This is a genomic window from Nocardia sp. NPDC051030, assembly GCF_040683015.1.
Lineage (GTDB): Bacteria > Actinomycetota > Actinomycetes > Mycobacteriales > Mycobacteriaceae > Nocardia.
Map to the genome: position 1 here is coordinate 187,329 of NZ_JBFBCD010000009.1, position 22,389 is coordinate 209,717.

General features: G+C 67.6%; 23 protein-coding genes, 1 tRNA gene and 1 riboswitch. Of the genes, 16 read left to right on the top strand and 8 right to left on the bottom strand.

All coding sequences use genetic code 11. The features are described 5' to 3' along the window. The first annotated feature begins 136 nt into the window (after positions 1-136). The 4 genes from AB0N05_RS28765 to AB0N05_RS28780 all read left to right on the top strand — a co-directional run bounded on the left by AB0N05_RS28765 (position 137) and on the right by AB0N05_RS28780 (position 3,631). On the top strand, positions 137-640 hold the full coding sequence (locus AB0N05_RS28765) for a DinB family protein (RefSeq protein WP_364699444.1): 504 nt from the start codon (positions 137-139) through the stop codon (positions 638-640). Between the two features lie 48 nt (positions 641-688). Continuing rightward, entirely contained in the window at positions 689-1,906 is a 1,218-nt protein-coding gene (locus AB0N05_RS28770) for a DNA polymerase III subunit delta' (RefSeq protein ID WP_364699446.1), read from the top strand. Between the two features lie 63 nt (positions 1,907-1,969). Beyond that, positions 1,970-2,045, top strand: a tRNA-Thr gene (locus AB0N05_RS28775). 152 nt (positions 2,046-2,197) lie between these two features. Then, entirely contained in the window at positions 2,198-3,631 is a 1,434-nt protein-coding gene (locus AB0N05_RS28780; RefSeq protein WP_364699449.1) for a pyridoxal-phosphate dependent enzyme, read from the top strand. A gap of 19 nt (positions 3,632-3,650) precedes the next feature. Here the strand turns inward: AB0N05_RS28780 and AB0N05_RS28785 are convergent, their stop codons facing one another. Together AB0N05_RS28785 and AB0N05_RS28790 are read right to left on the bottom strand one after the other, a co-directional pair. Next, complete coding sequence (locus tag AB0N05_RS28785) at positions 3,651-4,715, bottom strand: diacylglycerol kinase (protein WP_364699451.1); 1,065 nt, start codon at positions 4,713-4,715, stop codon at positions 3,651-3,653. A 24-nt stretch (positions 4,716-4,739) separates the two neighbouring features. Then, positions 4,740-5,528: an SDR family oxidoreductase gene (locus tag AB0N05_RS28790; RefSeq protein ID WP_364699453.1), complete on the bottom strand. Its 789-nt coding sequence runs from the start codon at positions 5,526-5,528 to the stop codon at positions 4,740-4,742. 109 nt (positions 5,529-5,637) lie between these two features. Here AB0N05_RS28790 and AB0N05_RS28795 point away from each other — a divergent pair, with 109 nt between their 5' ends. Genes AB0N05_RS28795 through AB0N05_RS28805 form a run of 3 tightly spaced genes read left to right on the top strand, consistent with a single transcriptional unit; the run spans position 5,638 to position 6,994 of the window. Then, entirely contained in the window at positions 5,638-6,270 is a 633-nt protein-coding gene (locus tag AB0N05_RS28795) for a TetR family transcriptional regulator (RefSeq protein WP_364699455.1), read from the top strand. A 58-nt stretch (positions 6,271-6,328) separates the two neighbouring features. Beyond that, positions 6,329-6,784, top strand: a complete 456-nt coding sequence (locus AB0N05_RS28800; protein ID WP_364700094.1) for a DUF2752 domain-containing protein — start codon at positions 6,329-6,331, stop codon at positions 6,782-6,784. Between the two features lie 21 nt (positions 6,785-6,805). Then, positions 6,806-6,994, top strand: coding sequence for a hypothetical protein (locus tag AB0N05_RS28805; RefSeq protein ID WP_364699457.1), 189 nt, complete (start codon positions 6,806-6,808; stop codon positions 6,992-6,994). On the opposite strand, the gene AB0N05_RS28810 is transcribed toward AB0N05_RS28805, so the two are convergent. Continuing rightward, positions 6,991-8,304 (bottom strand): aminotransferase class V-fold PLP-dependent enzyme, encoded by a 1,314-nt coding sequence (locus AB0N05_RS28810; RefSeq protein WP_364699459.1) that lies wholly within the window; start codon positions 8,302-8,304, stop codon positions 6,991-6,993. The two genes, AB0N05_RS28805 and AB0N05_RS28810, sit on opposite strands and share 4 nt — an antisense overlap. Positions 8,305-8,354: 50 nt before the next feature. Continuing rightward, positions 8,355-8,470: riboswitch (SAM riboswitch) on the bottom strand. 177 nt (positions 8,471-8,647) lie between these two features. Between AB0N05_RS28810 and AB0N05_RS28815 the strand changes: the two genes are divergently transcribed. Both AB0N05_RS28815 and AB0N05_RS28820 read left to right on the top strand, forming a co-directional pair. Further along, entirely contained in the window at positions 8,648-9,307 is a 660-nt protein-coding gene (locus AB0N05_RS28815) for a biliverdin-producing heme oxygenase (protein WP_364699461.1), read from the top strand. Positions 9,308-9,478: 171 nt separating this feature from the next. Then, positions 9,479-10,114 carry a LysE family translocator gene (locus AB0N05_RS28820; RefSeq protein ID WP_364699463.1) on the top strand — a complete coding sequence of 212 codons (636 nt, stop codon included), beginning with the start codon at positions 9,479-9,481 and terminating at the stop codon, positions 10,112-10,114. A gap of 6 nt (positions 10,115-10,120) precedes the next feature. On the opposite strand, the gene AB0N05_RS28825 is transcribed toward AB0N05_RS28820, so the two are convergent. The 3 genes from AB0N05_RS28825 to AB0N05_RS28835 are packed head-to-tail and all read right to left on the bottom strand — an operon-like array spanning position 10,121 to position 11,561. Beyond that, on the bottom strand, positions 10,121-10,669 hold the full coding sequence (locus AB0N05_RS28825) for a flavin reductase family protein (RefSeq protein ID WP_364699466.1): 549 nt from the start codon (positions 10,667-10,669) through the stop codon (positions 10,121-10,123). A gap of 57 nt (positions 10,670-10,726) precedes the next feature. After that, positions 10,727-11,200, bottom strand: a complete 474-nt coding sequence (locus AB0N05_RS28830) for a YbaK/EbsC family protein (protein ID WP_364699468.1) — start codon at positions 11,198-11,200, stop codon at positions 10,727-10,729. Between the two features lie 40 nt (positions 11,201-11,240). Next, positions 11,241-11,561, bottom strand: a complete 321-nt coding sequence (locus AB0N05_RS28835) for a 2-oxo-4-hydroxy-4-carboxy-5-ureidoimidazoline decarboxylase (protein ID WP_364699470.1) — start codon at positions 11,559-11,561, stop codon at positions 11,241-11,243. Positions 11,562-11,707: 146 nt separating this feature from the next. Here AB0N05_RS28835 and AB0N05_RS28840 point away from each other — a divergent pair, with 146 nt between their 5' ends. After that, on the top strand, positions 11,708-12,529 hold the full coding sequence (locus AB0N05_RS28840) for a crotonase/enoyl-CoA hydratase family protein (RefSeq protein WP_364699472.1): 822 nt from the start codon (positions 11,708-11,710) through the stop codon (positions 12,527-12,529). A 153-nt stretch (positions 12,530-12,682) separates the two neighbouring features. Further along, complete coding sequence (locus tag AB0N05_RS28845; protein WP_364699475.1) at positions 12,683-14,347, top strand: MDR family MFS transporter; 1,665 nt, start codon at positions 12,683-12,685, stop codon at positions 14,345-14,347. A 63-nt stretch (positions 14,348-14,410) separates the two neighbouring features. Here AB0N05_RS28845 and ppa read toward each other — a convergent pair whose 3' ends face one another. Continuing rightward, positions 14,411-14,902, bottom strand: a complete 492-nt coding sequence (gene ppa, locus AB0N05_RS28850; protein WP_364699477.1) for an inorganic diphosphatase — start codon at positions 14,900-14,902, stop codon at positions 14,411-14,413. A 173-nt stretch (positions 14,903-15,075) separates the two neighbouring features. On the opposite strand from ppa, the gene dacB reads away from it, so the two are divergent. The 5 genes from dacB (at position 15,076) to AB0N05_RS28875 (ending at position 20,560) form a co-directional block, all read left to right on the top strand. Next, a complete protein-coding gene (dacB, locus tag AB0N05_RS28855; protein ID WP_364699479.1) occupies positions 15,076-16,524 on the top strand; it encodes a D-alanyl-D-alanine carboxypeptidase/D-alanyl-D-alanine-endopeptidase in 1,449 nt (482 codons plus the stop codon). A gap of 13 nt (positions 16,525-16,537) precedes the next feature. Further along, a complete protein-coding gene (locus tag AB0N05_RS28860) occupies positions 16,538-17,680 on the top strand; it encodes a zinc-dependent metalloprotease (protein WP_364699481.1) in 1,143 nt (380 codons plus the stop codon). Between the two features lie 67 nt (positions 17,681-17,747). Continuing rightward, entirely contained in the window at positions 17,748-18,710 is a 963-nt protein-coding gene (gene tilS / locus AB0N05_RS28865; protein ID WP_364700096.1) for a tRNA lysidine(34) synthetase TilS, read from the top strand. 16 nt (positions 18,711-18,726) lie between these two features. Next, positions 18,727-19,281, top strand: a complete 555-nt coding sequence (hpt, locus tag AB0N05_RS28870; RefSeq protein ID WP_364699483.1) for a hypoxanthine phosphoribosyltransferase — start codon at positions 18,727-18,729, stop codon at positions 19,279-19,281. Positions 19,282-19,663: 382 nt separating this feature from the next. Continuing rightward, positions 19,664-20,560, top strand: coding sequence for a LysR substrate-binding domain-containing protein (locus AB0N05_RS28875; protein WP_364699485.1), 897 nt, complete (start codon positions 19,664-19,666; stop codon positions 20,558-20,560). 165 nt (positions 20,561-20,725) lie between these two features. On the opposite strand, the gene AB0N05_RS28880 is transcribed toward AB0N05_RS28875, so the two are convergent. Next, positions 20,726-22,201, bottom strand: coding sequence for an amidase family protein (locus AB0N05_RS28880; RefSeq protein ID WP_364699487.1), 1,476 nt, complete (start codon positions 22,199-22,201; stop codon positions 20,726-20,728). Positions 22,202-22,389: the final 188 nt, after the last annotated feature.

Sequence of the window (22,389 nt, forward strand, 5' to 3'; positions counted from 1 at the left end):
CACGGCCTGAACCGCATAACACTGTGAGCGAAGATCCCCCGTCGATGGCGGGGGATCTTCGCTGTTATAGGGCTGTTTTTGTCGGTAGCCTGCCGTAGCGTTTGCATCGGATACGCCCCAGCCGGAAGGACATTCGATGACCGTCGATCATGAACGTGAAGAACTGATCAAGATGCTCGCCAGTCAGCGCGATATTTTCCGGATCACCTTGCGCGGTATCGGGGACGAGCAGGCGCGGCAGCGGTCCACGGTCAGCGAGCTCACGCTCGGCGGCCTGCTGCATCACGTGATCAATGTGGAGCGGCATTGGACGACCATCGTCGTCGAGCGTGACCCGAATTCCGAATTCGATGTCTCCCGAATGGATTCCGAATACACACTGCCCGCGGACGAAACGGTCGCGGGACTGCTGGCCGAATGGGATGTGGTCGCCGAACACACCGCGAAGCTCATTCGTGAACTAGACAATTTGGAAGACTCGGTGCCCACCCCGACCGCGCCATGGGCACCGGAGCGGGAGTGGCTGACGGTGCGGCACATCCTGCTGCACATTCTGCGCGAGATCGCCCATCACTCCGGGCACGCGGACATCATCCGGGAGTCCCTCGACGGGGCGAACACCACGTATCAGCGCGCCTGATCAGGTGATCGGGCGGGCCTGTCGGGGGCGGGCGCTAGGGTGTACGGCGTGGCGGGTGTCTTCGATCGGCTGGTAGGCCAGGGTGTGGTCGAGTCCGAACTGACCGCTGCCGCCGTGGCCGCGCGCGGCGGGGCGGTGGTTTCGTCGTCGGCCATGACGCATTCATGGCTGTTCACCGGCCCGCCCGGATCGGGCCGATCGGTGGCGGCGCTGTGCTTCGCGGCCGCGCTACAGTGCACCGATCCGGGATCTCCGGGGTGCGGGCGCTGCCATGCCTGCACCACCACCATGGCCGGAACGCACGGTGACGTGCGCCGCGTGGTGCCCGAGGGCTTGAGCATCGGCACCAAGGAGATGCGCGGGATCGTGCAGGTCGCCTCCCGTCGGCCGAGCACCGGCCGCTGGCAGGTCGTGGTGGTCGAGGATGCCGACCGATTGACCGAGGCCGCCGGAAACGTACTGCTCAAAGTGGTCGAAGAGCCTCCCGCCCGCACCGTCTTCCTGCTGTGCGCGCCCTCGGTGGACCCCGAGGACATTTCGGTGACCCTCCGCTCACGCTGCCGCCACGTGCATTTGGCGACGCCCTCGGTGGATTCGATCGCCCAGGTGCTGCGCGAACGCGACGGCCTGGATGCGAAGACCGCAACCTGGGCCGCTTCGATCAGCGGCGGCCACGTAGGCCGCGCCCGGCGACTGGCCACCGATGACGAGGCCCGGACCCGCCGCCAGCGAGCCCTCGCCCTGGTCGCGGCCACCGCGCGCCCCGCGGCCGCCTACTCCGCCGCCGACGCCTTGGTGAAGTCCGCCGACGAAGAGGCCAAGCAGGTCAGCGCCGATCGCGACGGCAAGGAACGCGACGAACTCGCCACCGCCCTCGGCGCGGGCGGTACCGGCAAGGGCGCGGCCTCCGCCACCCGAGGCTCCGCAGGCGTACTGAAGGACCTGGAAAAACGCCAGAAGTCCCGAGCCACCCGCACCGGCCGAGACGCCCTCGACCGGGCACTCATCGACGTAGCGGGCTTATACCGGGATGCCTTGGCCGTCCGCTTCGGCGCGGCCACGGCCGACTCCAAGTCCGGCGTCGCCCTCACCCACCCCGATATGGCCGACCAAATCCGCGAACTCGCCACCGAAGTCCGCCCCGAAGGTCTCCTCCGCTCCATCCAAGCCGTCCTCGACTGCCGCGAGGCCCTCGACACCAACGTCAAGCCCCGCTTCGCCGTGGCCGCCATGGCCGCCACCCTCATATCCGCCCGCTCCACGTGACCCCAACCGCCGATTTTCGGATTCAGGCCCCGAGAAGATACACTCGGCAACGCCGCATGGCACGCCGCCTTAGCTCAGTCGGTAGAGCGCTTCACTCGTAATGAAAAGGTCGGGGGTTCGATTCCCCCAGGCGGCTCCACTGAAAACCCCAGCCCAGCTGGGGTTTTCGTCGTTTCGGGGGTGATTTCGGGGCGTGGGGTGGTTGGGTTCGGGGTGAGGGGAAGTCTGGCGGGGCGGGGTGGGGTTTGCGAGTCTGGTCACAGGGGTCGGTGAGACAGACGGGACTTTCGCATGACTGTTGTTCCCTCGCACGCTGTGGGTCGGGTGGCCGCGGGCGTCTTCGATTCGGTGACCGATGCAGTGGGGAATACGCCGCTGGTGCGGCTCAATCGGGTTGTCGACGATATTCGGGCCACTGTTTACGTGAAGCTCGAGTATTTGAATCCTGGTGGGAGCGTTAAGGATCGGGCTGCTCGCGGGATGTTGCTGGCTGCTGAGGCGTCGGGGGAATTGCGGCCGGGCGGGACGGTTGTGGAGGCGACATCCGGTAATACCGGGCTCGGGCTGGCCGCGATTGCTGCTGCGCGGGGGTATCGGAGCATCGTGGTGGTGCCGGACAAGGTGAGCGAGGAGAAGAAGGCGTTGTTGCGGGCGCACGGGGCGGAGGTGCATGTGACGCCGGGGTTGCGGCCGGTTGATCATCCCGAGCACCTGCGGAGTGTTGCTTTGCGGCTGGTGGAGGAGATTCCGGGGGCCTGGTTCGCGGGGCAGTACGACAATGCGGCTAATCCGGCGGCGCATCGGGCTACCACCGGGCCGGAGATTTGGGGTCAAACCGGTGGGCGGGTAACGCATTTCGTGGCGGGGATCGGGACCGGCGGCACGATTACCGGGGCGGGGGAGTATTTGAAGGAAGCCTCGGGTGGGGTGGTGCGGGTGATCGGGGCGGATCCGCAGACCTCTGTGTATGGGGGTGGGGACGGGCGGATCTGGTACGTCGAGGCGGTCGGGCATTTCCTGCATCCGGAGACGGAGGCCGATGTGTGGCCGGAGTCGTATCACGTGGATGTGGTGGATCGGATCGAGCGGATTCCGGATGCCGAGGCGATTCGGCTGCTGCACCGGATCGCCCGGGAAGAAGGGCTGTTGTTGGGTGGCTCGTCGGGGACGGCGATCGCGGCCGCGCTGCGGACGGCGCGGGCGCTCGGGCCCGAGGAGGTGGTGGTTGTCATCGCGCCGGATTCCGGGCGCGCTTATCTGTCCAAGTACTTCAGCGATGCATGGTTGGGGGCCTTGGGATTTCCGCTCACCACAGCGGTCACCGAGCCGACGGTCGGTGACCTCGTGGGCGATGTCGACCAGCTCGCCGCGCCGGTGACCTTGCCGTCGGGGTTGACGGTCGCGGAAGCCAGGCAGCTCGTGCACGGGACCGAGGGGCTGCCGGTTGCCTTGCAGCGTGCGGCGGCGGGGCCGTCGGTGGTGGCCGAGATACTCGGTTCCGTCACCGCGGCCACTCTGGCGGACGCGCCCGACGGCGACCCGGTGAGTGCGCACCTGGCAGCACCGCTGCCGTTCGTGGGCACCACCGAGCCGCTGCGCGGTGCTGTTCAGCGGATCGGAGACCACTCCGGGCCGGTGTTGATCACCCATGAAGGCCGGGTCGTCGCGCTGGTCGACGCCAGCTGCCTCTCCGCCGGAACCGTGGAAGAGCACGGCGGACTGTGAGATCGGCACCGGTCACGAGCTAGGAGACCAGGCCGCGACCCGTGGTGAGCGGCAGGTCCATGGCGGTGAGCAGTCCGTTGCGGGCCTGCACCACGGCGGGGACGGCGCTGACCAGGCGGGCCGCGGTCCCCACGATTCCCGCTTCGGCGTGGTCGCCGTTGCTGTAGAGCTGGAGGTCGAGGGTGTAGTCGGGTTCGCCCTTGATTTCCACTCGGTAGCAACCCTTTCCGGCCGGTTGAGGCCAGTCGGGGGCGAGGTCGGGGTGCAGGCGGGTGACGTGTTCGAGGGTGAGGATTTCGCGGCCGTCGCGGACGCCGTGCACCTGGAATCGGAGGGCCGCGGCGGTGCCCTCGGCGATGGTGTGGGCACCCACCTGGATCGGTTCCGGTGCGGGGAGCCGTTCGAAATGTTGTGTGACGGAATCCAATTGGATGTCCAGGGCGGCGGCCAGCTGGCGGATCACGCTGCCCCAGGCGAGGGTGAGGATGCCGGGTTGCAGGAGCAGGGGGAGGTCTTCGAGGTCGCGGCCGAAGCCCATGATGTCGAAGAGAACCTTGGGGTTGTCGTAGGTGGAGTAGTCCATGATCTCCGAGCAGACGATGGCGTCTATGCGTTCGGAACCACTGGACAGCAGGAGGGGGAGCCAGTCATTGGCCCAGCCGGGGTCGATGCCGTTCACCCAGAGGGAGGCTCCGCCCGCTTCGGCGGCCTCGGTAATGGGGGCGATGGCCTCGTCGGGGAGGGTGCCGTAGGGGAATTGCAGGAAGACGGGGCTGCTGGAGACCACATTGATGCCCGCGCGGAGGAAGGTTTTCAGATCCTCCACGGCCTCCGCGAGACGGTCGTCGGCCATGGCGGTGTGGACGATGCAGTCCGGTTTCAGGGCGAGCAGGGCGGCGGCGTCGGTGGTCGCGGTGACGCCGGTGTCGATATCGAGTCCGGCCAATTCGCCCGCGTCCTTACCTTCCTTCGCGGCGCTGGACACCCAGACGCCGACGAGTTCCAGTTCGGGGCGGGCGATGATGGATCGCAGGGTGCGGCGCCCGACATTGCCGGTGCTCCACTGGACTACGCGATAGGTCATGGAAAGCTCCTGTGGCAGAACGGTTTACAGGTCGGGGATGGGAAGGTCGAGGTTGGGGGCCGCGATGCCGCCGTCGACCTCGAGGACCTTGCCGGTGAGGTAGCCGCCCGCCGCGGAGCTGAGGTAGACGATGGCGGCGGCGATCTCCCACGGCTCGCCGAGTCGCTTGAGCGGGGTGGCGTTCTCCATGGCGCTCTTGATTTCGGGTTGCTGCGCAACGACTTCCAGTGCCGAGGTCAGCACGGAGCCGACCGCGATGGCGTTCACCCGGATGCGCGGGGACAAGTCGGTGGCGGCCAGCCGTGTCCAATGCGCGAGGGCGGCCTTGGCGGTGCCGTAGGCGAGGAAGCCGCGGCCGGGGGAGCGGCCCATCATCGAGGAGATGTTCACGACCGAGCCGCCATCGTTCTTCAACATGTGCGGGACCGCGGCCAGGGTGAGGGTGTGCGCGGTGGACACATTGAAACGGAATGCCTCTTCGAGGAATTCGGCGCTGGTAGTCAGGAAGGTGTTCGGCATGGTGCCGCCGACATTGTTGACCACGATATCGATGCGGCCCAGTTCGGCGGCCGCGGTCTCCGCGAAGGCGGTGACGGCCGACAGATCCGACAGATCGCAGGGGACGGTGACGGCGCGGCGGCCCAGCGCGCGAATTTTTCCAGCGACCTCCTCGAGTTGTGCGGGGGTGCGGGCGGCCAGGGCGACATCGGCCCCCGCTTCGGCGAGGGCGAGCGCGGTGGCTGCGCCGATGCCGCGGCCCGCGCCGGTCACGACGGCCACGCGGCCGTCCAGTCGGAAGGTGTCCAGGATCATCGCTAAAAGTCCTTCTAGGTGATTGCAGTCACAAGTCATATTTAAGATATGGCTCTTAACTGTCAAGGACTTGTTCTTTAACCCCAGGTGAGCGGCTACAGTTCTTGCTGTGGGAGTGACGGAGGCGCGGGAGCGAATCATCCTCGCGGCGGAACAGTTGATCGCCGAGCGTGGTCAGGCCGTGCCGCTGCGCGATATCGCGGCGGCCGCGGGACAGCGGAACAACTCCGCGATCCAATACCACTTCGGCTCGCGGGACGGGCTGATCGAGGCCGTGGTCGAGCATCGGATGGCGACCCTCGAGGTGCGGCGGCTGGAACTGCTTGCCGAACAGGCGGGTTCGGGGGAGAACGAGGAGGTGCACGGGCTCCTGGAGGCCCTGGTCATCCCCATGTTCGAGCTGAGCGAGCGGCACGGAATCAACCATTACGCACGGTTTCTCGAACAGATCCACACCCATCCGTCGGTCACCGACGCCGCCAATCTCGACAGCGAACGCCGCACCTCGGTCCGGGTGATCATGCAGCGACTCGACCGCGAGCTCACCGAACTGCCACCGCGACTGCGCGTGCGGCGGCTGCGGGCGCTGACCACCGCGCTGTTCGCTCTGCTAGCCGATCATGAACGGGCGGTGGAAGCGGGACGCGTGAGTGCCGGGGATGTGTCGGCCTGGGTCGAGATCATCGACATGCTCGCGGGAATGCTCACCGCGCCCGTCGTCGAGCGCGCACCGGTTCGATGAATGCTCCGGTTCGATGAATGAGGTGCCTGGCAGGTCGGGCGGGGCCCGGCTACCGTTGATGCTCGTGGACACCACGGCAGTGCCTCCGATCCAAACCCCCGCTCGCCCGCGCTGGCTGAGCGCTGGCTTGCCGCTGCTCGCGGGCGGCGTGGTGGCCGGAGGCCTGGTGCTGCTGCACATTCGGGATCCGCACGAGTCGGGATCCTGGGGCGTGTGCCCGTTCTATGAGATGACCGGATACTGGTGCCCCGGCTGTGGCGGCCTGCGCGGCCTGCACAATCTCACCGACGGGCGGATCCTCGACGCCGTGCACAGCAATATTCTGCTGGTGCCGCTGCTGCTGGGTTTCCTTGCCTGGTGGGGCAACTGGGTGGTGCAGGGCTGGCGGGGCGGGCCGATTCCGCGACTACCGAAGGTGCTGCCGCGGTCGGCGCTGTGGGTCACCCTCGCCTTTCTCCTTGTATTCACGGTGTTCCGCAATACGGCGTGGGGGAGTTGGCTCGCGCCGGTGTGATCAAGTGGCATGCTCTGAAATATGAGCGATTCGCTGAAGGACCGCGTGCGCGCGAAGCTGCTGCGTCAGCTGGCCGAGGACGGGCCGCCGGACCCGGAACAGGAAGATACGCGGCAGGTTTCGGTGCAGGACGATCTCGATCTGCTGAACGCTGTCGCGGACGATGACCCGTTCGTCGAGGAACTGGCGGCCCGCTACTTGGTGTTTTAGAAGCCGCAGGGTGCCGCACCCGAGTCGCCGCTGTTGAACGGGCGGGTCTCGGGGACCGGGTTCCAGTGGCCTTCGGTGCGGGCGTAATTCCAGGTCGGGCCGTTCTCGACCAGCGTCGAGATGGCGTCGATGAGGCGGTCCACGTCGGCGGCGGTGCTGCCCAGGCCGATGCTGGCGCGCAGGGCGGAGTCGACGCCCAGGCGGGCGAGCAAGGGGTGCGCACAGAAGCGGCCGTCGCGTACGCCGATGCCGTGTTCGGCCGAGAGGTAGGCGGCTACCTGGGCGGGCTCGAAGCCGTCCACGGTGAAGGCGACGATGCCGACGGCGTCGGTGCTGTCCCGGAAGATGCGCAGGAAGTTCACGCCCGGAACGGTTTTCAGGCCGTAGCGCAGGCGGTGGGTGAGGTACTGCTCGTGCTCGAGCACTGTCGTCTGGTCGAATCCGGCGAGGGCGTCACAGGCGGCGGCGAGGGCGGCCACGCCGAGGACGTTCGGGGATCCGGCCTCGTGGCGCTGCGGGGCCGAGGCCCACTCGACACCGTCCGCGGTGACCGAGCGGACCGCGCCGCCACCGGCCAGGTACGGCTCGGCCTTGTCCAGCCAGTCCCGACGGCCGACCAGTACGCCCGCACCGAACGGCGCGTACGCCTTGTGGCCGGAGAAGGCCAGGTAGTCGATGCCGGCGGTCTGCAGATCGATGCGGCGGTGCGGGGCCAGCTGGGCGGCGTCGACCAGGATGCGGGTGCCGCACTGGTGCGCGATCCAGGCCAGGCGCTCCAGCGGGAGCAGTTCGCCGGTCACATTCGAGGCGCCGGTAACCGCGAGCAGCGCAGCGGGTTTGGTGCACAGTTCGGCGACGACGCGCTGGATGGTCTCCTCGATGGTGTCGGCGATCGGCACCACGCGGCGGCCATTGCGGGTCCACGGCAGGAAGTTGGCGTGATGCTCCACGTCCAGCACCACGGTGTCGCCGGGCACGCAGGAGGCGAGCAGGTTCAGCGAGTCGGTGGTGTTGCGGGTGAAGACGACGACCTGGTCATCGGCCGCATTCAGGAAGCGGGAGACCGAACCGCGCGCGGATTCGTAGCAGTCGGTGGAGACCCGGGAGGCGTAGCCCGCGCCGCGGTGCACGCTGGCGTAGAACGGCAGCAGCTCGGCGACCCGGTCGGTGACCTGCTGCAATGCGGGGGCGCTGGCGGCGTAGTCGAAGTTGGCGTAGGTGGTGGTGCCGCCCTGGACGAGGGGCACCTGGAGATCACATCCGGAAACCTTGGCGAGAGCGGCACAGGTCTGGTCGGCGAAAGCAGTCATCACGAAATCCCGTCGGCTATTGGGACACGCGATCAGAAATGGTGATCGAGAGTCCGCGCTTGCCGCGCCCGGTTTGGGCATGCGGCCTGGTCGTCACCCGGAGCACCCCACCGCGGAGGAGGGTTGCCGACCAGCGAGCCGGGGCTTGACGCTGGTACTCATGACCGTTTCCGAGACTGGCAGATTCGTCCGGGGGTTGTCAACCTGGCCCCGAAAATCATCCGAAAGTTGGATCGGGTGGACCGCAAAGTTCGAATCGCGAGATCGTTGCTGGAGCGTACGGTTTAGAGGAGGTTAGGGTAGCCATAGTGGTGCCCCCGGGAGTTGAAACGAGGTTGCACCCATGTTGGAGACCAGCACGCCGTTCTCGACGCTCATTCGCACCGCGACGGAGCAGCAGCACAACGAGGCCGAACACTCCACCTTCATGCGCGACCTGCTCACCGGGCAACTCGGCGTCAAAGCCTTCTACCGCTACACCGCGCAGCTCTGGTTCGTCTACGACGCCCTCGAAAAGCATTCCGCCGCACTCGATTCCGACCCGGTCGCCGGGCCGTTCGTGCGCCCGGAACTGGACCGCCTGGCCGCGCTCGAGGCCGACCTCGCCTACCTCGGCGGCGAGAACTGGCGCGACGAACTGACCGCGCTGCCGTCCACCGCCGCCTACGCCGCCCGCATCGACGAGGTCGCGCAGGACTGGCCCGCCGGTTACGTCGTGCACCACTACACCCGCTACCTGGGCGATCTCTCCGGCGGCCAGGTCATTCGCGGCACCGCCGAGAAGCTGTGGGACCTGCCCAAGAAGGGCGACGGCGTCCGCTTCTACGTCTTCGACGGCATCACCAATCCGGCCGCGTTCAAGCGCGAGTACCGAGAGAGCCTGGACCAGCTTCCCATTGAAGGTCCGGAGGTCGATCGAGTGCTCGACGAGGCGCGGCTCGCGTTCACGATGAACACCGAGGTGTTCCGTGAACTGGGCTCGGAATTCAGCGCGCGGAACTGAATCTCGGTCTGTAAGCCCAGGAAAGCCGTCGGCCCTTCGGTGTTCATCGGACACAGTCGTCAGGGGAGGGCCGACGGCTTTTCGCGAAATAGGCACCGGGCGAAATAGGCACCGGGCGAAATAGGCACCGGGCGGTTGCGCTCCGGGCTCCCCGTGGGTTGCCATGGTTGAGTGAGTATTTCGCTGCTGCTGAGCTTTATCGGGTTGTGCGTGCTGCTGTCCGTCACACCTGGTCCGGATACATTTCTGGTGTTGAAGTTCGCGGTGGCCGGGCGACGTCCCGCCATTGCGGCGGCATTCGGGTCCTCGCTCGGCGGGCTGGTGTGGGCGGTGGTGGTCGCGGCGGGTGTGGCGGCGCTGCTGGAGCAGTCGGCCACGGCGTACCGCACGCTGAAGGTGATCGGCGGAATCTACCTGGTGTACCTGGGGATTCGTGCGCTGCTCGCGCATCGCAAGTCCCGGCGCGAGAGTGAATCCTCCCTCGATTCCGAGATCACGCGAGCGCATGAATCATCGGTTCGCTCTGCATTCGCTGCTGGATTGCTGTCCTGCATTTTCAACCCGAAGGTGGGGTTGTTCTACCTCGCGGTGCTGCCGCAATTCCTGACGCATGTGACGTTCGCGAACACGCTGACCCTCGGCGCGATCGAATCCACCATTGCCGCAAGCGAAATGGTGCTGGTGGCATTGGCGGCCTCGCGCGCGGTGGCGCTGCTGCGCAATCCCCGCATGCGGGCCCGCCTGGAACAGGCGAGCGCGGCCATTCTCGCGGCGCTGGGGATCGGGACGGCCGCCTCGGCGGCCTGAAAGGCGTCAGTCGGCGATCTCGGCGCGGTGATACGCGCCGTTGTAATAGACCAGCGGTCCGGCCGCGGGTGCCTCGTCGGTGTTGTCGTACACGCGCGTCACCAGGCCGATGACCAGGGTGTGATCACCGACCGGAATCAGCTGGTGCACGCTCGCGCGTACCCAGATCGGGGTGCCGTGCAGCACTGGTTCGCCGGTTTCGATCGTGGTCCACAGCGAGCGATCGCTGAAACGCTCCTCGGCGGACCGGCTGAACCGTTGGGCCAGATGCTTCTGATGTTCGCCCAGGAAATGCACGACCAGGGATTCGGCCTTCAGCAGGCCCGCGATGCTGGACGAGGTCTCGGCGATATTGAACGAGATCAGCGGTGGCTGTGCCGAGAGCGAGGCGAAGGACGTGGCGGTGAATCCGACCGGGCCCTGCTCCGAATCGAGCGTGACCACGGTGACGCCCGCGGGATAGTGCCGCATGGCGGCGCGATATTGCTGGGCGGTGATACCGCTCAAATCGTCGGGCACGTCTAGCTCGGCACCGGGCGTCGGAGAATCGGTCACGTTCCGAACCTACGTGGTCGAGCGCCCGGTTATTCCCCGCTGTGCAGAATCTCGCTCTCAGTCCACATCGATGGCCAGTCCGGCCGTGATCCGCACCAGCTCGCCGAAGGTGGTGCGGAAGATCGTGTTCGGATGGCCGCCCGCCGCCCACAACTCCTGATGCTGGGACAGCGCATTGTCGATGAAGGTGGGCAGGTTGGTGGGATGCCCGAGCGGGGCGACGCCGCCGACCGGCTGCCCGGTCACCTGCCGCACCATGGCGGCGGGGGCGCGGGTGAGGGTGCCGTCCAGGCGGCGGCCGGTGCTGTCCAGGTTCACCTGGTGTGCGCCGGAGACCAGCAGCAGGACCGGATCGTCGTCGAGTAGGAAGACGAGTGACTTGGTGATGGCCCCGACGGCAACGCCCAGGGCTTCGGCCGCTTCGGCGGCGGTGTGGGTCGGATTGGCCTGGGTGAGGATGACTCCGTGATGTCCGCGCGCGATCAGAGTGTCGGAGACTTTGGACGCGACCGGCGGCAGGGACCTGCGCATGGCAACCAGGGTAGAGCGATTGCGGTGGATGTGCCCGAGATCAGTAATCGGGATAGCCCTCCTCCGGGCCGAGCATGCCGGTGATGCGCGCCCGCGTGATCCGCGTCAGCTCCTCGACGGTGCGCTCCGAAATGGTTTCGTGCACACAGGAATCGAAGACCCGCTCCAGACCGGCGGCGGACAGGGCGTGCAGTTCGGCATCGGCCGCGGTGTGCAGTGCGGCATGGCCCGGGTAGGGGCGGCCGTCCGCGATTTTCTCCGCCCAGGTGACGCTGCAACAGCACTCGAAGAGCGCGTGCACGGCCCGCTGCCGGGAGAGGTGATTGAAGCGATCGAGGCCGATTCCGTGATGCATCAACATCTCAGACCTCCGCGCACGAGTGTGAGCCAGTGGGACGTTGTCATCGTCCCTTCCCGAAGTGCCTGGAAACCAGTGCGGCGCAGCAGAATTAGCACAGGATTTACACCGCTCTCCCGGATCGTCCGCACCCCCGATACGCTGGACGAATGACTGAATGGAAGGCTTTCACAGTCGAGAGCAAGGACCACGTCGCCCAGGTGACCCTCACCGGCCCCGGAAAGGGCAATGCCATGGGCCCGGATTTCTGGCGTGAGCTGCCGCTCATCTTCGGCGAACTCGACCGCGATCCCGAGGTGCGGGCCATCGTGCTCACCGGGTCCGGGAAGCACTTCTCCTACGGCCTGGACCTGCCCGCCATGGCGGGCACCTTCGGTCCGCTGCTCGCCGACAAGGCCCAGGCCGCGCCGCGCACCGACTTCCTGCACGAGGTCCGCGGCATGCAGGCCGCGGTCACCGCGGTCGCGGACTGCCGCAAGCCGGTCATCGCCGCGGTCTCCGGCTGGTGCATCGGCGGCGGGCTCGACCTGATCGCCGCCGCCGATATCCGGCTGGCCAGCGAGGACGCCAAATTCAGCCTGCGCGAGGCGAAGGTCGCCATCGTCGCCGATATCGGGTCGCTGCACCGGCTGCCGGGGATCATCGGCGAGGGGCATCTGCGCGAACTCGCGTACACCGGCAAGGACATCGACGCCGCGCGTGCGGAGAAGATCGGCCTGATCAACGACGTGTACGCGGATCAGGACGCGGTCGTGGACGCGGCGCACGCGCTGGCTCGCGGGATCGCGGAGAACCCGCCGCTCGTGGTGCAGGGCATCAAGGATGTGCTGGACCAGCCGAAGGCGGGCAAGGTCGCGGACGGGCTGCGGTACGTATCGGCGTGGAATGCGGCCTTCCTGCCCTCGCAGGATCTGACCGAGGCGATCCAGGCCGTCTTCGAGAAGCGCCCGCCGCGCTTCCAGGGGAAGTAACAACTCTCGTCACTCACGTCCGAGACCGCTTGCTCAGCAGGCGGTCTCGACGCTTATTCGGGGGCAATCGCGGGCTGATTCGCATCGCCTAAAAAGGAATGTGGACCTCCGGTTGTGGGCCTATCGTGGGCGGGAGGGCTTGGGAGGTTGGCCATGGCTACATCCGAGGTGAGCGAAGAGACCGGTGCGGGCGGGTTCACGCATCGGCAGATCCTGGTGATTCTGAGTGGGCTGCTGCTCGGGATTCTGCTGGCGGCGCTCGATCAGACCATTGTGTCGACGGCCATTCGCACGATCGCGGATGATCTCGACGGGTATGCGCTACAAGTGTGGGCGACCACCGCGTATCTGATCACCGCCACGCTGGCGACGCCGTTGTACGGGAAACTCTCGGACATGTACGGGCGCAAGCCGTTCTATCTTGCCGCCATCACGATTTTCCTGGTCGGCTCGCTGGCGTGCTCGTTCGCGCAATCCATGTACGAGCTGGCGGTGTTCCGCGCCGTGCAGGGGCTGGGTGCGGGCGGGCTGATGTCGCTGGCGCTGACGATTGTCGGCGATATCGTGAGCCCGCGGGAAAGGGCCCGCTACCAGGGGTATTTCCTGGCCGTCTTCGGGACTTCCAGTGTGATCGGGCCGGTGCTTGGCGGGCTCTTCGCGGGGCAGGACTCCATTCTCGGCATCTCCGGCTGGCGGTGGGTGTTCCTGGTCAACGTGCCCATCGGAATGTTCACCCTGGCCGTGGTGACCCGGGTGCTGCATCTGCCCGCACGGGAGAAATCCCGTGACCGCGTGGACTATTGGGGTGCGGCGGTGCTGGCCATCGGCATCACCCCGCTGCTCATCGTGGCCGAACAGGGCCGTGAATGGGGTTGGGGGAGTACCAGATCGGTGCTCTGCTACGTGGTGGGCACGGTCGCGGTGCTCGGGTTCGTCGCGGTGGAGAAGGCGCTCGGCGATGCCGCGCTGATCCCGCTGCGCATCTTCGCCAACCGGACCTTCGCGCTGGGCGTGGTCATCTCGTTCGTGGTGGGCGCGGGCATGTTCGGTGGAATCCTGCTGCTGCCGCAGTATTTGCAGGCCGTGCGGGGCGCGAGCCCGATGATCGGCGGCCTGGAGATGATGCCCATGGTGCTGGGCATGATGATCGGCTCGATCCTGTCGGGGCAGCTGATCTCGCGCACCGGGCACTACCGGGCGTACACGATCCTCGGCGCGTTCATGATCACGCTGGGCCTGTTCCTGCTGCATTACCTGAAGGCCGATACCGCCTTCTGGATCGTGGTGCTGTTCATGCTGTGCGTCGGCTTCGGGCTCGGCAATCTCATGCAGCCGCTCATCATCGCCTTGCAGAATGCCTTGCCGCCCAAGGATATGGGTGTCTCCACGGCCGCGGCGACCTTCTTCCGGCAGATCGGCGGCACGCTGGGTGCGGCGGTATTCCTGTCTGTCCTGTTCACCAGGCTCGCGCCGAATATTCGCTCGGAGCTCGTCTCGGCCATGCAGGACAAGGGATTCCAGCAGGCCCTGGTGGCGGGAGCCAATGATGGCAATCCGGCCGATATGGCGTTCTCGCGCGGTGTGCTGAGCGGTGACACCTCCGCCGCCAAGAGTGTGCTCGGGGACAGCTCCGTCATTCAGAAGCTGAATCCGGTGCTGGCCAAGCCTTTCCAGGTCGGGTTCGCGGAATCCCTGTCCACGGTATTCCTGACCACCTCCGCCGTGGCCTTGCTCGCGATGGTGCTGGTGCTGTTCTGGAAGGAAGTGCCGCTGCGCACCACCGCGGGCACGCGACCGGAGACCCCGATCGTCGACTGAGACACCAAAAAGCGGGTAGTGCGGAAAACCGCACCACCCGCTTTTCGCGTGTTCAGGCTGAAATCAGTGCTCGCCCTGGTCCTTCAGGCGCTGGTAGGCCTCGACGACCAGCTGCTCGGCCTTCTCGCGGCCTTCCCAGCCGTCGACCTTGACCCACTTGCCGGGCTCCAGGTCCTTGTAGCGCTCGAAGAAGTGCGCGATCTCCTTGCGCTGGAACTCCGGGATGTCCTCGACATCCTGGATGTGATCCCAGCGCTTGTCCTTGTTGGGGACCGCGACGAGCTTCTCGTCGGTGCCGGCCTCATCGCTCATGATGAGCACGCCGACCGGACGGGCCTCGACCAGCACACCCGGGTACACGGGCTCGGGCAGCAGCACCATGCAATCGAGGGGATCGCCGTCGCCGCCCAGGGTGTCCTCGATGTAGCCGTAGTCGGCCGGGTACATCATCGGGGTGTACAGGTAGCGGTCCAGCCGCACGCGTCCGGTCTTGTGGTCTACCTCGTACTTGTTGCGCTGACCCCGGGGGATCTCGATGGTGACGTCGAACTCCACGTCATCTCCTTCTTGGGTGGGCGGTATGGCTGCCGACTCGCCAGCTCGTTCGGGGGAACGACTGCGCAACGAGGATAGTGTGGAACCCGGGCACGTGGGTTGGGCAGGGACGCCCGGGGCCTATCCCCCACTACAGGCACAGCCCCACCACAGGTATCAGGAGACAGCGGCACGTGGCAGGTCGGAACAAGCAGAACATCGGTGGCCTGGAGGCCCGGCGGCGGCGCAGAACCTGGATCGTGGTGTCATCGGCGCTGGTCGTAGTGGTCGTGGCGGCCGCGGCGGTGGTACTCACGCTGAAGCCGTGGACCGAGGAATTCCGGCACGGGGGATTGACGATCGCCGCCCCGCCCTCGCCCGTGAAGGCGCTGCCGCAGGTCGCGCCCGCGCCGACCACCGCGCCCGCACCCAGTGCCGGTGGTCTCGCCGCCGCGCTCGCGCCGGTGGCCGCGAGCCCCGATCTGGGCGTGTTCTCCGCCTCGGTCTCCGATGGCGATACCGGGAATGTGCTGTGGGGCATGGATCCCGATAAGCCGATGATTCCGTCCTCGACCGCCAAGGTGCTGGTCACGTCGGCCGCACTGCTGGGCTTGCCCGCCGACCACCGGCTCACCACCCGCGTGGTGATGGGTTCCGCGCCCGGCGAACTCGTGCTGATCGGCGGCGGCGACCCCACCCTGACCGCGCAGCCGGACGGCAAGGGCTACTACACCGACAGTGCGAAGCTGTCGGATCTGGTGACCCAGATCAAGGCGTCGGGACAGAAGTTCGACACCGTCGTGGTGGACACCTCCGCCTATGCCGGTCCGACCATGGCCCCCGGCTGGGATCCGGCCGATATCGGCGACGGGTCCATCGCGCCCATGGAGTCCGTCATGATCGACGGCGGGCGTCTCGGGACCCTGTGGGATTACTCGCCGCGCAGCGGCACCCCGGCCCTCGATGCCGGGAAGGCCCTGGCCGGTGCGCTCGGACTGGATCAGGCGCGCGTGCGGACCGGAAACGCGATCGCCGGTGCGACGCAGATCGCGTCCGTGCAGTCCGCGCCGCTGCGCACCCGCCTCATGGACATGATGCTGCACTCGGACAATCTCCTCGCCGAGGCTGTGGGCCGGGAGCTGGCCGCCGCCACCGGTTTCGAACAGTCCTTCACCGGCGCGGTCACCGCCGTCGAAACCGTGCTGAAGGCCGCCGGATTCGACCTGACCGGGCTCACCATGCAGGACAACAGCGGACTCTCCACCGACGACCGGATTCCGCCGCGCCTGCTCAACCGCATTCTCACCGTCGCCGCGCTACCGAACACGTCCGCCTCGCAAGGCGATTCGAGCGCGGCCGAGACCCCCGGCTCGCCGCTCACCGCCATGCTGGACTACCTGCCGGTGGCGGGTGCCACCGGTTCGCTGGCCACCCGCTACACCATCCGCGACCACGACGGCGCGGGCTGGGTGCGGGCCAAGACCGGAACTCTTTCCGTGGCAAGCGCGTTGGTCGGATATGTGCTGGACCGGGACGGGCGCGTACTGACCTTCGCGCTCATGTCGAACGAACGGCCGCCCGAGGCGAGCCGTCCCGCGCTGGACGCCGTCGCGGCCGCACTGCGCAATTGTGGATGCTCCTGACGGGTGGATGAACATGACCGGACCCGAAAATCATTCGGACGCCAAGGGAACCGGCGATCACCATGCCCGTGAACAGGTGCTGGTGAATCCCGAAACCGGTGAGCTGACCCGCAAACCCCGCGTCAATGGCCTCACCGGCTCCGTCGACTGGAATGTGGCCGCCCGCACCGGCGCGGCCCTGGTCCCGGCGGGGCCGCGGACCAGCCGGTATTCCGCGGAGCAGACGGTCGCCGAATTGGCCGAGGCCGCACGGCGATCCGAAGCGCCCGTGCGCGAGGTGAGCGGCCTCGTCGACGGTTCCGTCGTGCCCGAAGCCCTGGTGGTGGACCGGCCCGGCTGGATCTCCGCCGCCGCCGAATCCATGGCCCAGCTCACCGGCACCGGCGTCGGGCCCGGCGAGAAGAGCAAGTTCGTGGGCAAGCCCGCCGGTGTGCAGGCCGGGGCCATGCTGGCCTTCCTGTCCACGGCCATCCTCGGCCAGTACGACCCGTTCACCGGTCCGAACGGCACGTTGCTGCTGGTCGCGCCCAACATCATGTCGGTGGAGCGCGCACTCGGCGTGCCGCCCAGCGACTTCCGGCTCTGGGTGTGCCTGCACGAGGTCACCCACCGCGTGCAGTTCTCCTCGGCCCCCTGGCTGGCGGATTACATGCGCGCCAATGTAGAGACCCTCGGTGAGGGCGGCGACGAGCCCATGGCCGACATGCTGGCCCGGCTCCTGGAAGCGGCGAAGGATCGCCGCCGCGGCATCGAGGATCCGGCGGGCGGCGTCATCGGCCTGCTCCGCGCCACCCAGGCCGAACCGCAGCGCGACGCCCTCGACCGGCTGCTCATGCTCGGCACGCTTCTGGAGGGCCACGCCGATCACGTCATGGATGCCGTCGGACCCGCCGTGGTGCCCTCGGTGGCCCGCATTCGCGCCGCCTTCGATCAGCGGCGCAAGCGCCCGGCCAATCCCATCCAGCGACTGCTGCGCGCCCTGCTTGGCATGGATGCCAAGGTGGCCCAATACGTTCGGGGCAAGGCCTTCGTGGACGAGGTGGTGAACACCGTCGGCATGAACCGTTTCAACACCGTGTGGACCGATGCCGAAACCCTGCCGCGCACGGACGAGATCAGCGACCCGCAGCGCTGGGTGACCCGCGTCCTCGGCTGACGGGCATGAAACCATCGGGGACGTGACGGATCGGCCCCACCTCCCCGAGACGCGTGCCGCGCTGGAAATGCGCCACGCCGTTCGGGATTGGCTCACCGCGTACGCGCCCGAAGGCGTCGTGGCGGTTGCCCTGTCCGGGGGCGCGGATTCGCTGGCCCTGACGGCCGCCGCCGTGGTCGAAGCCGAGGTGGTCGATGCGCTGATCGTGGATCACGGATTGCAGGACGGTTCCGCGCTCGTGGCAGCCGAGGCCGCGGCGACCGCACTGCGGCTGGGGTGCCGGTCGGCTCGGGTGCTCACCGTCGAAGTCGGGTCCGGGGGCGGGTTGGAGGCGGCGGCGCGACGAGCCCGGTACGCGGCTCTGGAGCGAGCGCGGGATGGATTGCCGGTGCTGCTCGGGCACACCCTCGATGATCAGGCCGAGACCGTGTTGCTCGGCTTGGCGCGCGGTTCGGGCGGGCGGTCGATTCACGGCATGGCCGAATTCAGTGCGCCCTGGGGGCGGCCGCTGCTTGGGGTGCGGCGGGCGGTGACCCGGCAGTTGTGTGCGGATCTGGGCCTCACGCCGCACGAGGATCCGCACAACAGCTCCCCGGAGTTCACCCGGGTGCGGCTGCGCACGGAGGTCTTGCCGCTGCTGGAGGAGGTGCTCGGGGGAGGGGCCGCCGCCGCGCTGGCGCGTACCGCGGCGCAGTTGCGGGAGGACGCGGCCGTGCTGGACGGGCTCGCCGAGAAGTTGCTGGAGAGCAGCCGTGATGGTGACGGACTGTCGATCGAGACGCTCGCCACTGCCGCTCCCGCGCTGCGCCGCCGCGTCATTCGCGCCTGGTTGCTCGGGCGTGGCGCAAAATCATTGACGGACAGCAATTTACGCGCGGTGGAGATGCTGGTCACAGCATGGCGTGGGCAGGGCGGCGTCGCGGTGGGCGGTTCGGCCGATGGGACCAGGTTGGTTGCCGTGCGTGAACATGGCACTCTCATACTTGGCTCGGACCAAGTCGAACTCGACCGGGCTCGACATCATCGGTGAAGGGAAACCAGCGCACGTGTACGGGGATGACATCGCGTCGGTGCTGATCAGCGAGGACGAGATCGCGGACAAGGTCCAGGAGCTCGCGGACCTGGTCGCCAAGCGTTATCCGGCCGATTCGCCCGAGGGCGATCTGCTGCTGGTGGGCGTGCTCAAGGGCGCCATCTTCTTCATGACCGATCTGGCCAAGCGCCTCACCGTGCCGACTCAGATGGAGTTCATGGCCGTCTCGTCGTACGGGTCCTCGACCTCGTCGTCGGGCGTGGTGCGGATCATGAAGGATCTCGACAAGGACATCGCGGGCCGCAATGTGCTGATCGTCGAGGACATCATCGACTCCGGTCTCACGCTGTCGTGGTTGCTGCGCAACCTCTCCAGCCGCAACCCCGCCTCCCTGGAAGTGGTGACGCTGCTGCGCAAGCCCGACGCGCTGCGCACCCAGGTGGACGTGATGGCGGTCGGTTTCGACATTCCGAACGAGTTCGTCGTCGGCTACGGCCTGGATTACGCCGAGCGCTACCGGGACCTGCCCTACATCGGCACTCTGGACCCGAAGGTCTACGGAGGCTGAAACCTCTCCACAACGTTCCCTTGAAGCCGTCGGCCGGGTTCCGGTGGGCGGCTTCAATCCTTTCTGTGACCAAACTCACTCACGCCGCTTGGCGATTGTGAAGAGCGTTGCCAGGGGTCTTTGCTGGGAGGCGGCCGGGCGCTCGCGCCGGTCGGAGCAGGGATGGAACGTGGTGCGTGTTACTGCTGGTCACGTGTCCGTATCAGTCTCCGGGGGCGGTGGGCGGCCGAATGGCCAGAAGTTCGCGATGCCGGTTACCGGAATGTTTCGGGCTGGTCCTATGCTGTCTGTAACAAACCTGACGGCTGTTTTCTGACTTCGTTACAAACTTTCGGGTCGGATACGGCTGGTAATTCAAGACCGATTCTGATAGCAAGGGGCTATGGACCCGCATTTGCGCGACCTGCGGTATTTCGTCGCCGTCGCTGAGGAACTTCACTTCACCAACGCAGCCCAACGGCTGCACATCGCTCAACCCACCCTCTCACGGCAGATTCGTCAGCTGGAGCGTCAGCTCGACGTGGTCCTGTTCGACCGCAATCAGCGCAGCGTGGCCCTGACCGTCGCCGGTAAGGAACTGCTCGAGGGTGCCCGCAAGATCCTGGAACTCTGGGAGGTCACCAATGTGGCCCTCCAGGAGGCGGGCGAGGTGCTGCGCGTCGGCATCCAGTCCTCCATCGGGCGCGGGCTGATCACCGACCTGGAGAGCGCCAGCGGCCACCGGCTCGCCCTGCACTCCGCGTCCTGGACCGACCCGTCCAGCGGCCTGGCCGGGCGACAGGCGGACCTGGCGCTCATGTGGCTGCCCGTACCCGACTCCAGCCGCTACCGGTGGCAGGTGTTGCGTACCGAGCCGCGCTGGGTGCTGCTCCCGGAGAACCACGCGCTCGCCGGACAGGACAGCATCGACTTCGCCGACCTGATCGACGAGCCCTTCATCGCGATGCCCGCCGAAGCCGGTGCGGCCCGCGACTTCTGGCTCGGCGCCGACGCCCGTGGCGGCCGCCAGGCCAAGATCGGCGCGGAAGCGGCCACCGCCGAAGAGCGCCTCGAGGCCGTCAGCCTCGGACTGGGTGTGTGCCTGCTGGCCGAGAACAATGTGCCCATGTACCGCTGGCCCGGTCTCACCGCCCGCCCCGTGACCGGCCTCGCCCCGTGCGAACTCGCCGTCGCCTGGCGTGCCGATGACGACCGGCCGACCATCCTCGAATTCGCCGCGCGCGTGCTCGAGGGCGGCTTCGCGAACCGCGAACCGATCGCGGTCGCACCGGCGCAGTAGCGCGACAACGCTTTACACGCGCCGGACCGGCGCGTGGTCGCGCAGTGACCGGACGTGGCGGCAATGGGTCGGAGGCAGTGCCGCCGCGACCGGTGACAGAGATCTGACGAAAGAGCCGTCCCGCCATTGGCGGGACGGCTCTTTCGTCGTTCCAGGGCGTGACCGTCAGGGCGCGATGCGCTCCCACGGATGCGCGGCCTCGAGTTGCGCGGCCAGCCGCAGCAAGGTGGATTCGCTGCCGGGCGGGCCGATCAGCTGCGCCGCGAGCGGGGTTCCGGTGCGCGGGTGGATGCCCATCGGCACCGAGATGGCGGGCCAGCCGACCAGATTCCACAACGGCGTGAACGGCGAGTAGCGCACGTTCGCAATCACATTCGCGAGCCAGGGGCGCGCATGCCAGCGGCCCGCGCGCGGGGCGGGCGCGGCCAGGGTCGGGGTGATCACCACGTCGTAGCGCTCGAAGTACTCCTGCAGGCGGGCCTCGATGCGATCCACCTGGGACGGACGCAAGAGCCCCGACTTCAGCACCAGCTTGCCCAGCGCCACGTGGGTGCGGGTGCGGCGTTGCAGGCGCTCGGGATGCGGGACCGCCGCGGCCTCGCGCGCCGCATTGGCGACCCAGCGCAGCGCCAGCGCGAAAGTGGCCCCCTGATAAGGCAATTCGGAGACGCCGACGGTGTGCCCGGCGGCCACGGCGGCGGAGGCGGCCTTGTCGGCGGCGGCCGTCCAGGCGCGATCCACCCGGGCCAGGGGAGTGGGCGGGGCGGTGGCCAGCCCGATCCGCAGGGCGGGGGGTGTTTTCAGGTCGGCCAGGTCGGGGCGGTTGGACAGCACCGAGAGCATGAGCGCGGCATCCGCGACAGTCGTTGCCAGCACGCCGTTTTCGGTCATGCCGCCCCACGAGTCCACACCGACCTCGGCGGGCACCAGCCCGCGACCCGGCTTGACGCCGACCACGCCGCAGCAGGCGGCCGGAATCCGGACCGAACCCAGTCCGTCATTGCCGTGCGCGATCGGGACCATGCCCGCGCCGACCGCCGCGCCGGAGCCGCCCGAGGAGCCCCCTGAACTGAAACGCGGATTCCAGGGACTGCGCGTAATGCGCTCGGGGGAATCGGTGACGCCCCACAGGCCGCCTTCGGGAACCGTGGTCAGGCCGACGATGACCGCGCCGGCCGAACGTAGTCGGTGCACCACGGGATGATCCGAGGCAGCCGGGTCGTCCGATCCGGCCCGCGATCCGGCGCGGGTGACCTCGCCCGCGACATCGATATTGTTCTTCACCGCGACCGGCACCCCGGCCAGCGGCAGCACATCCAGATCGGGGCGTTCGGCCACCGCGCGGGCCTCGGCGCGGGCGGCCTCCTCGCGAACCAGGCTGAAGGCGTTCACTTTCCGATCGCGGGCGCGGATCCGTTCGAGGGCGGCGTCGAGGGCCTGTTCTGGGGTGAGCGCCCCGCACTGCACGGCCGCGGCCGTGCCGATCGCGGTGCTGGTATCGGTGGGCGGCTGCGATTCGGGCGGATTGGTGGAATCGGCTGCGGTGCTCGCCACCGTGACCTCCTCGGTGGTTACGCCGGACGGAATCGGGCCGTCCCGGCGGGTGGAGCCGTCCGCTAGCGCGGTGCCCTCGTCGTACATGCTGGTGTTCCCCCGTCGCCTCGAGTCGAAATCGGGTGATCCGCTGTTGAGCCGCAAGTTATCATTCGGTCAATCGCTCGGGGATGATGGTGTCGGGTGTGGCGGATTTTCTTCGACAGGATCAGCATCCGCCCCATCCGATCGACACCAGTGCGGATTCACCAGCATCCGTGCTGAGCCAGGTGGGT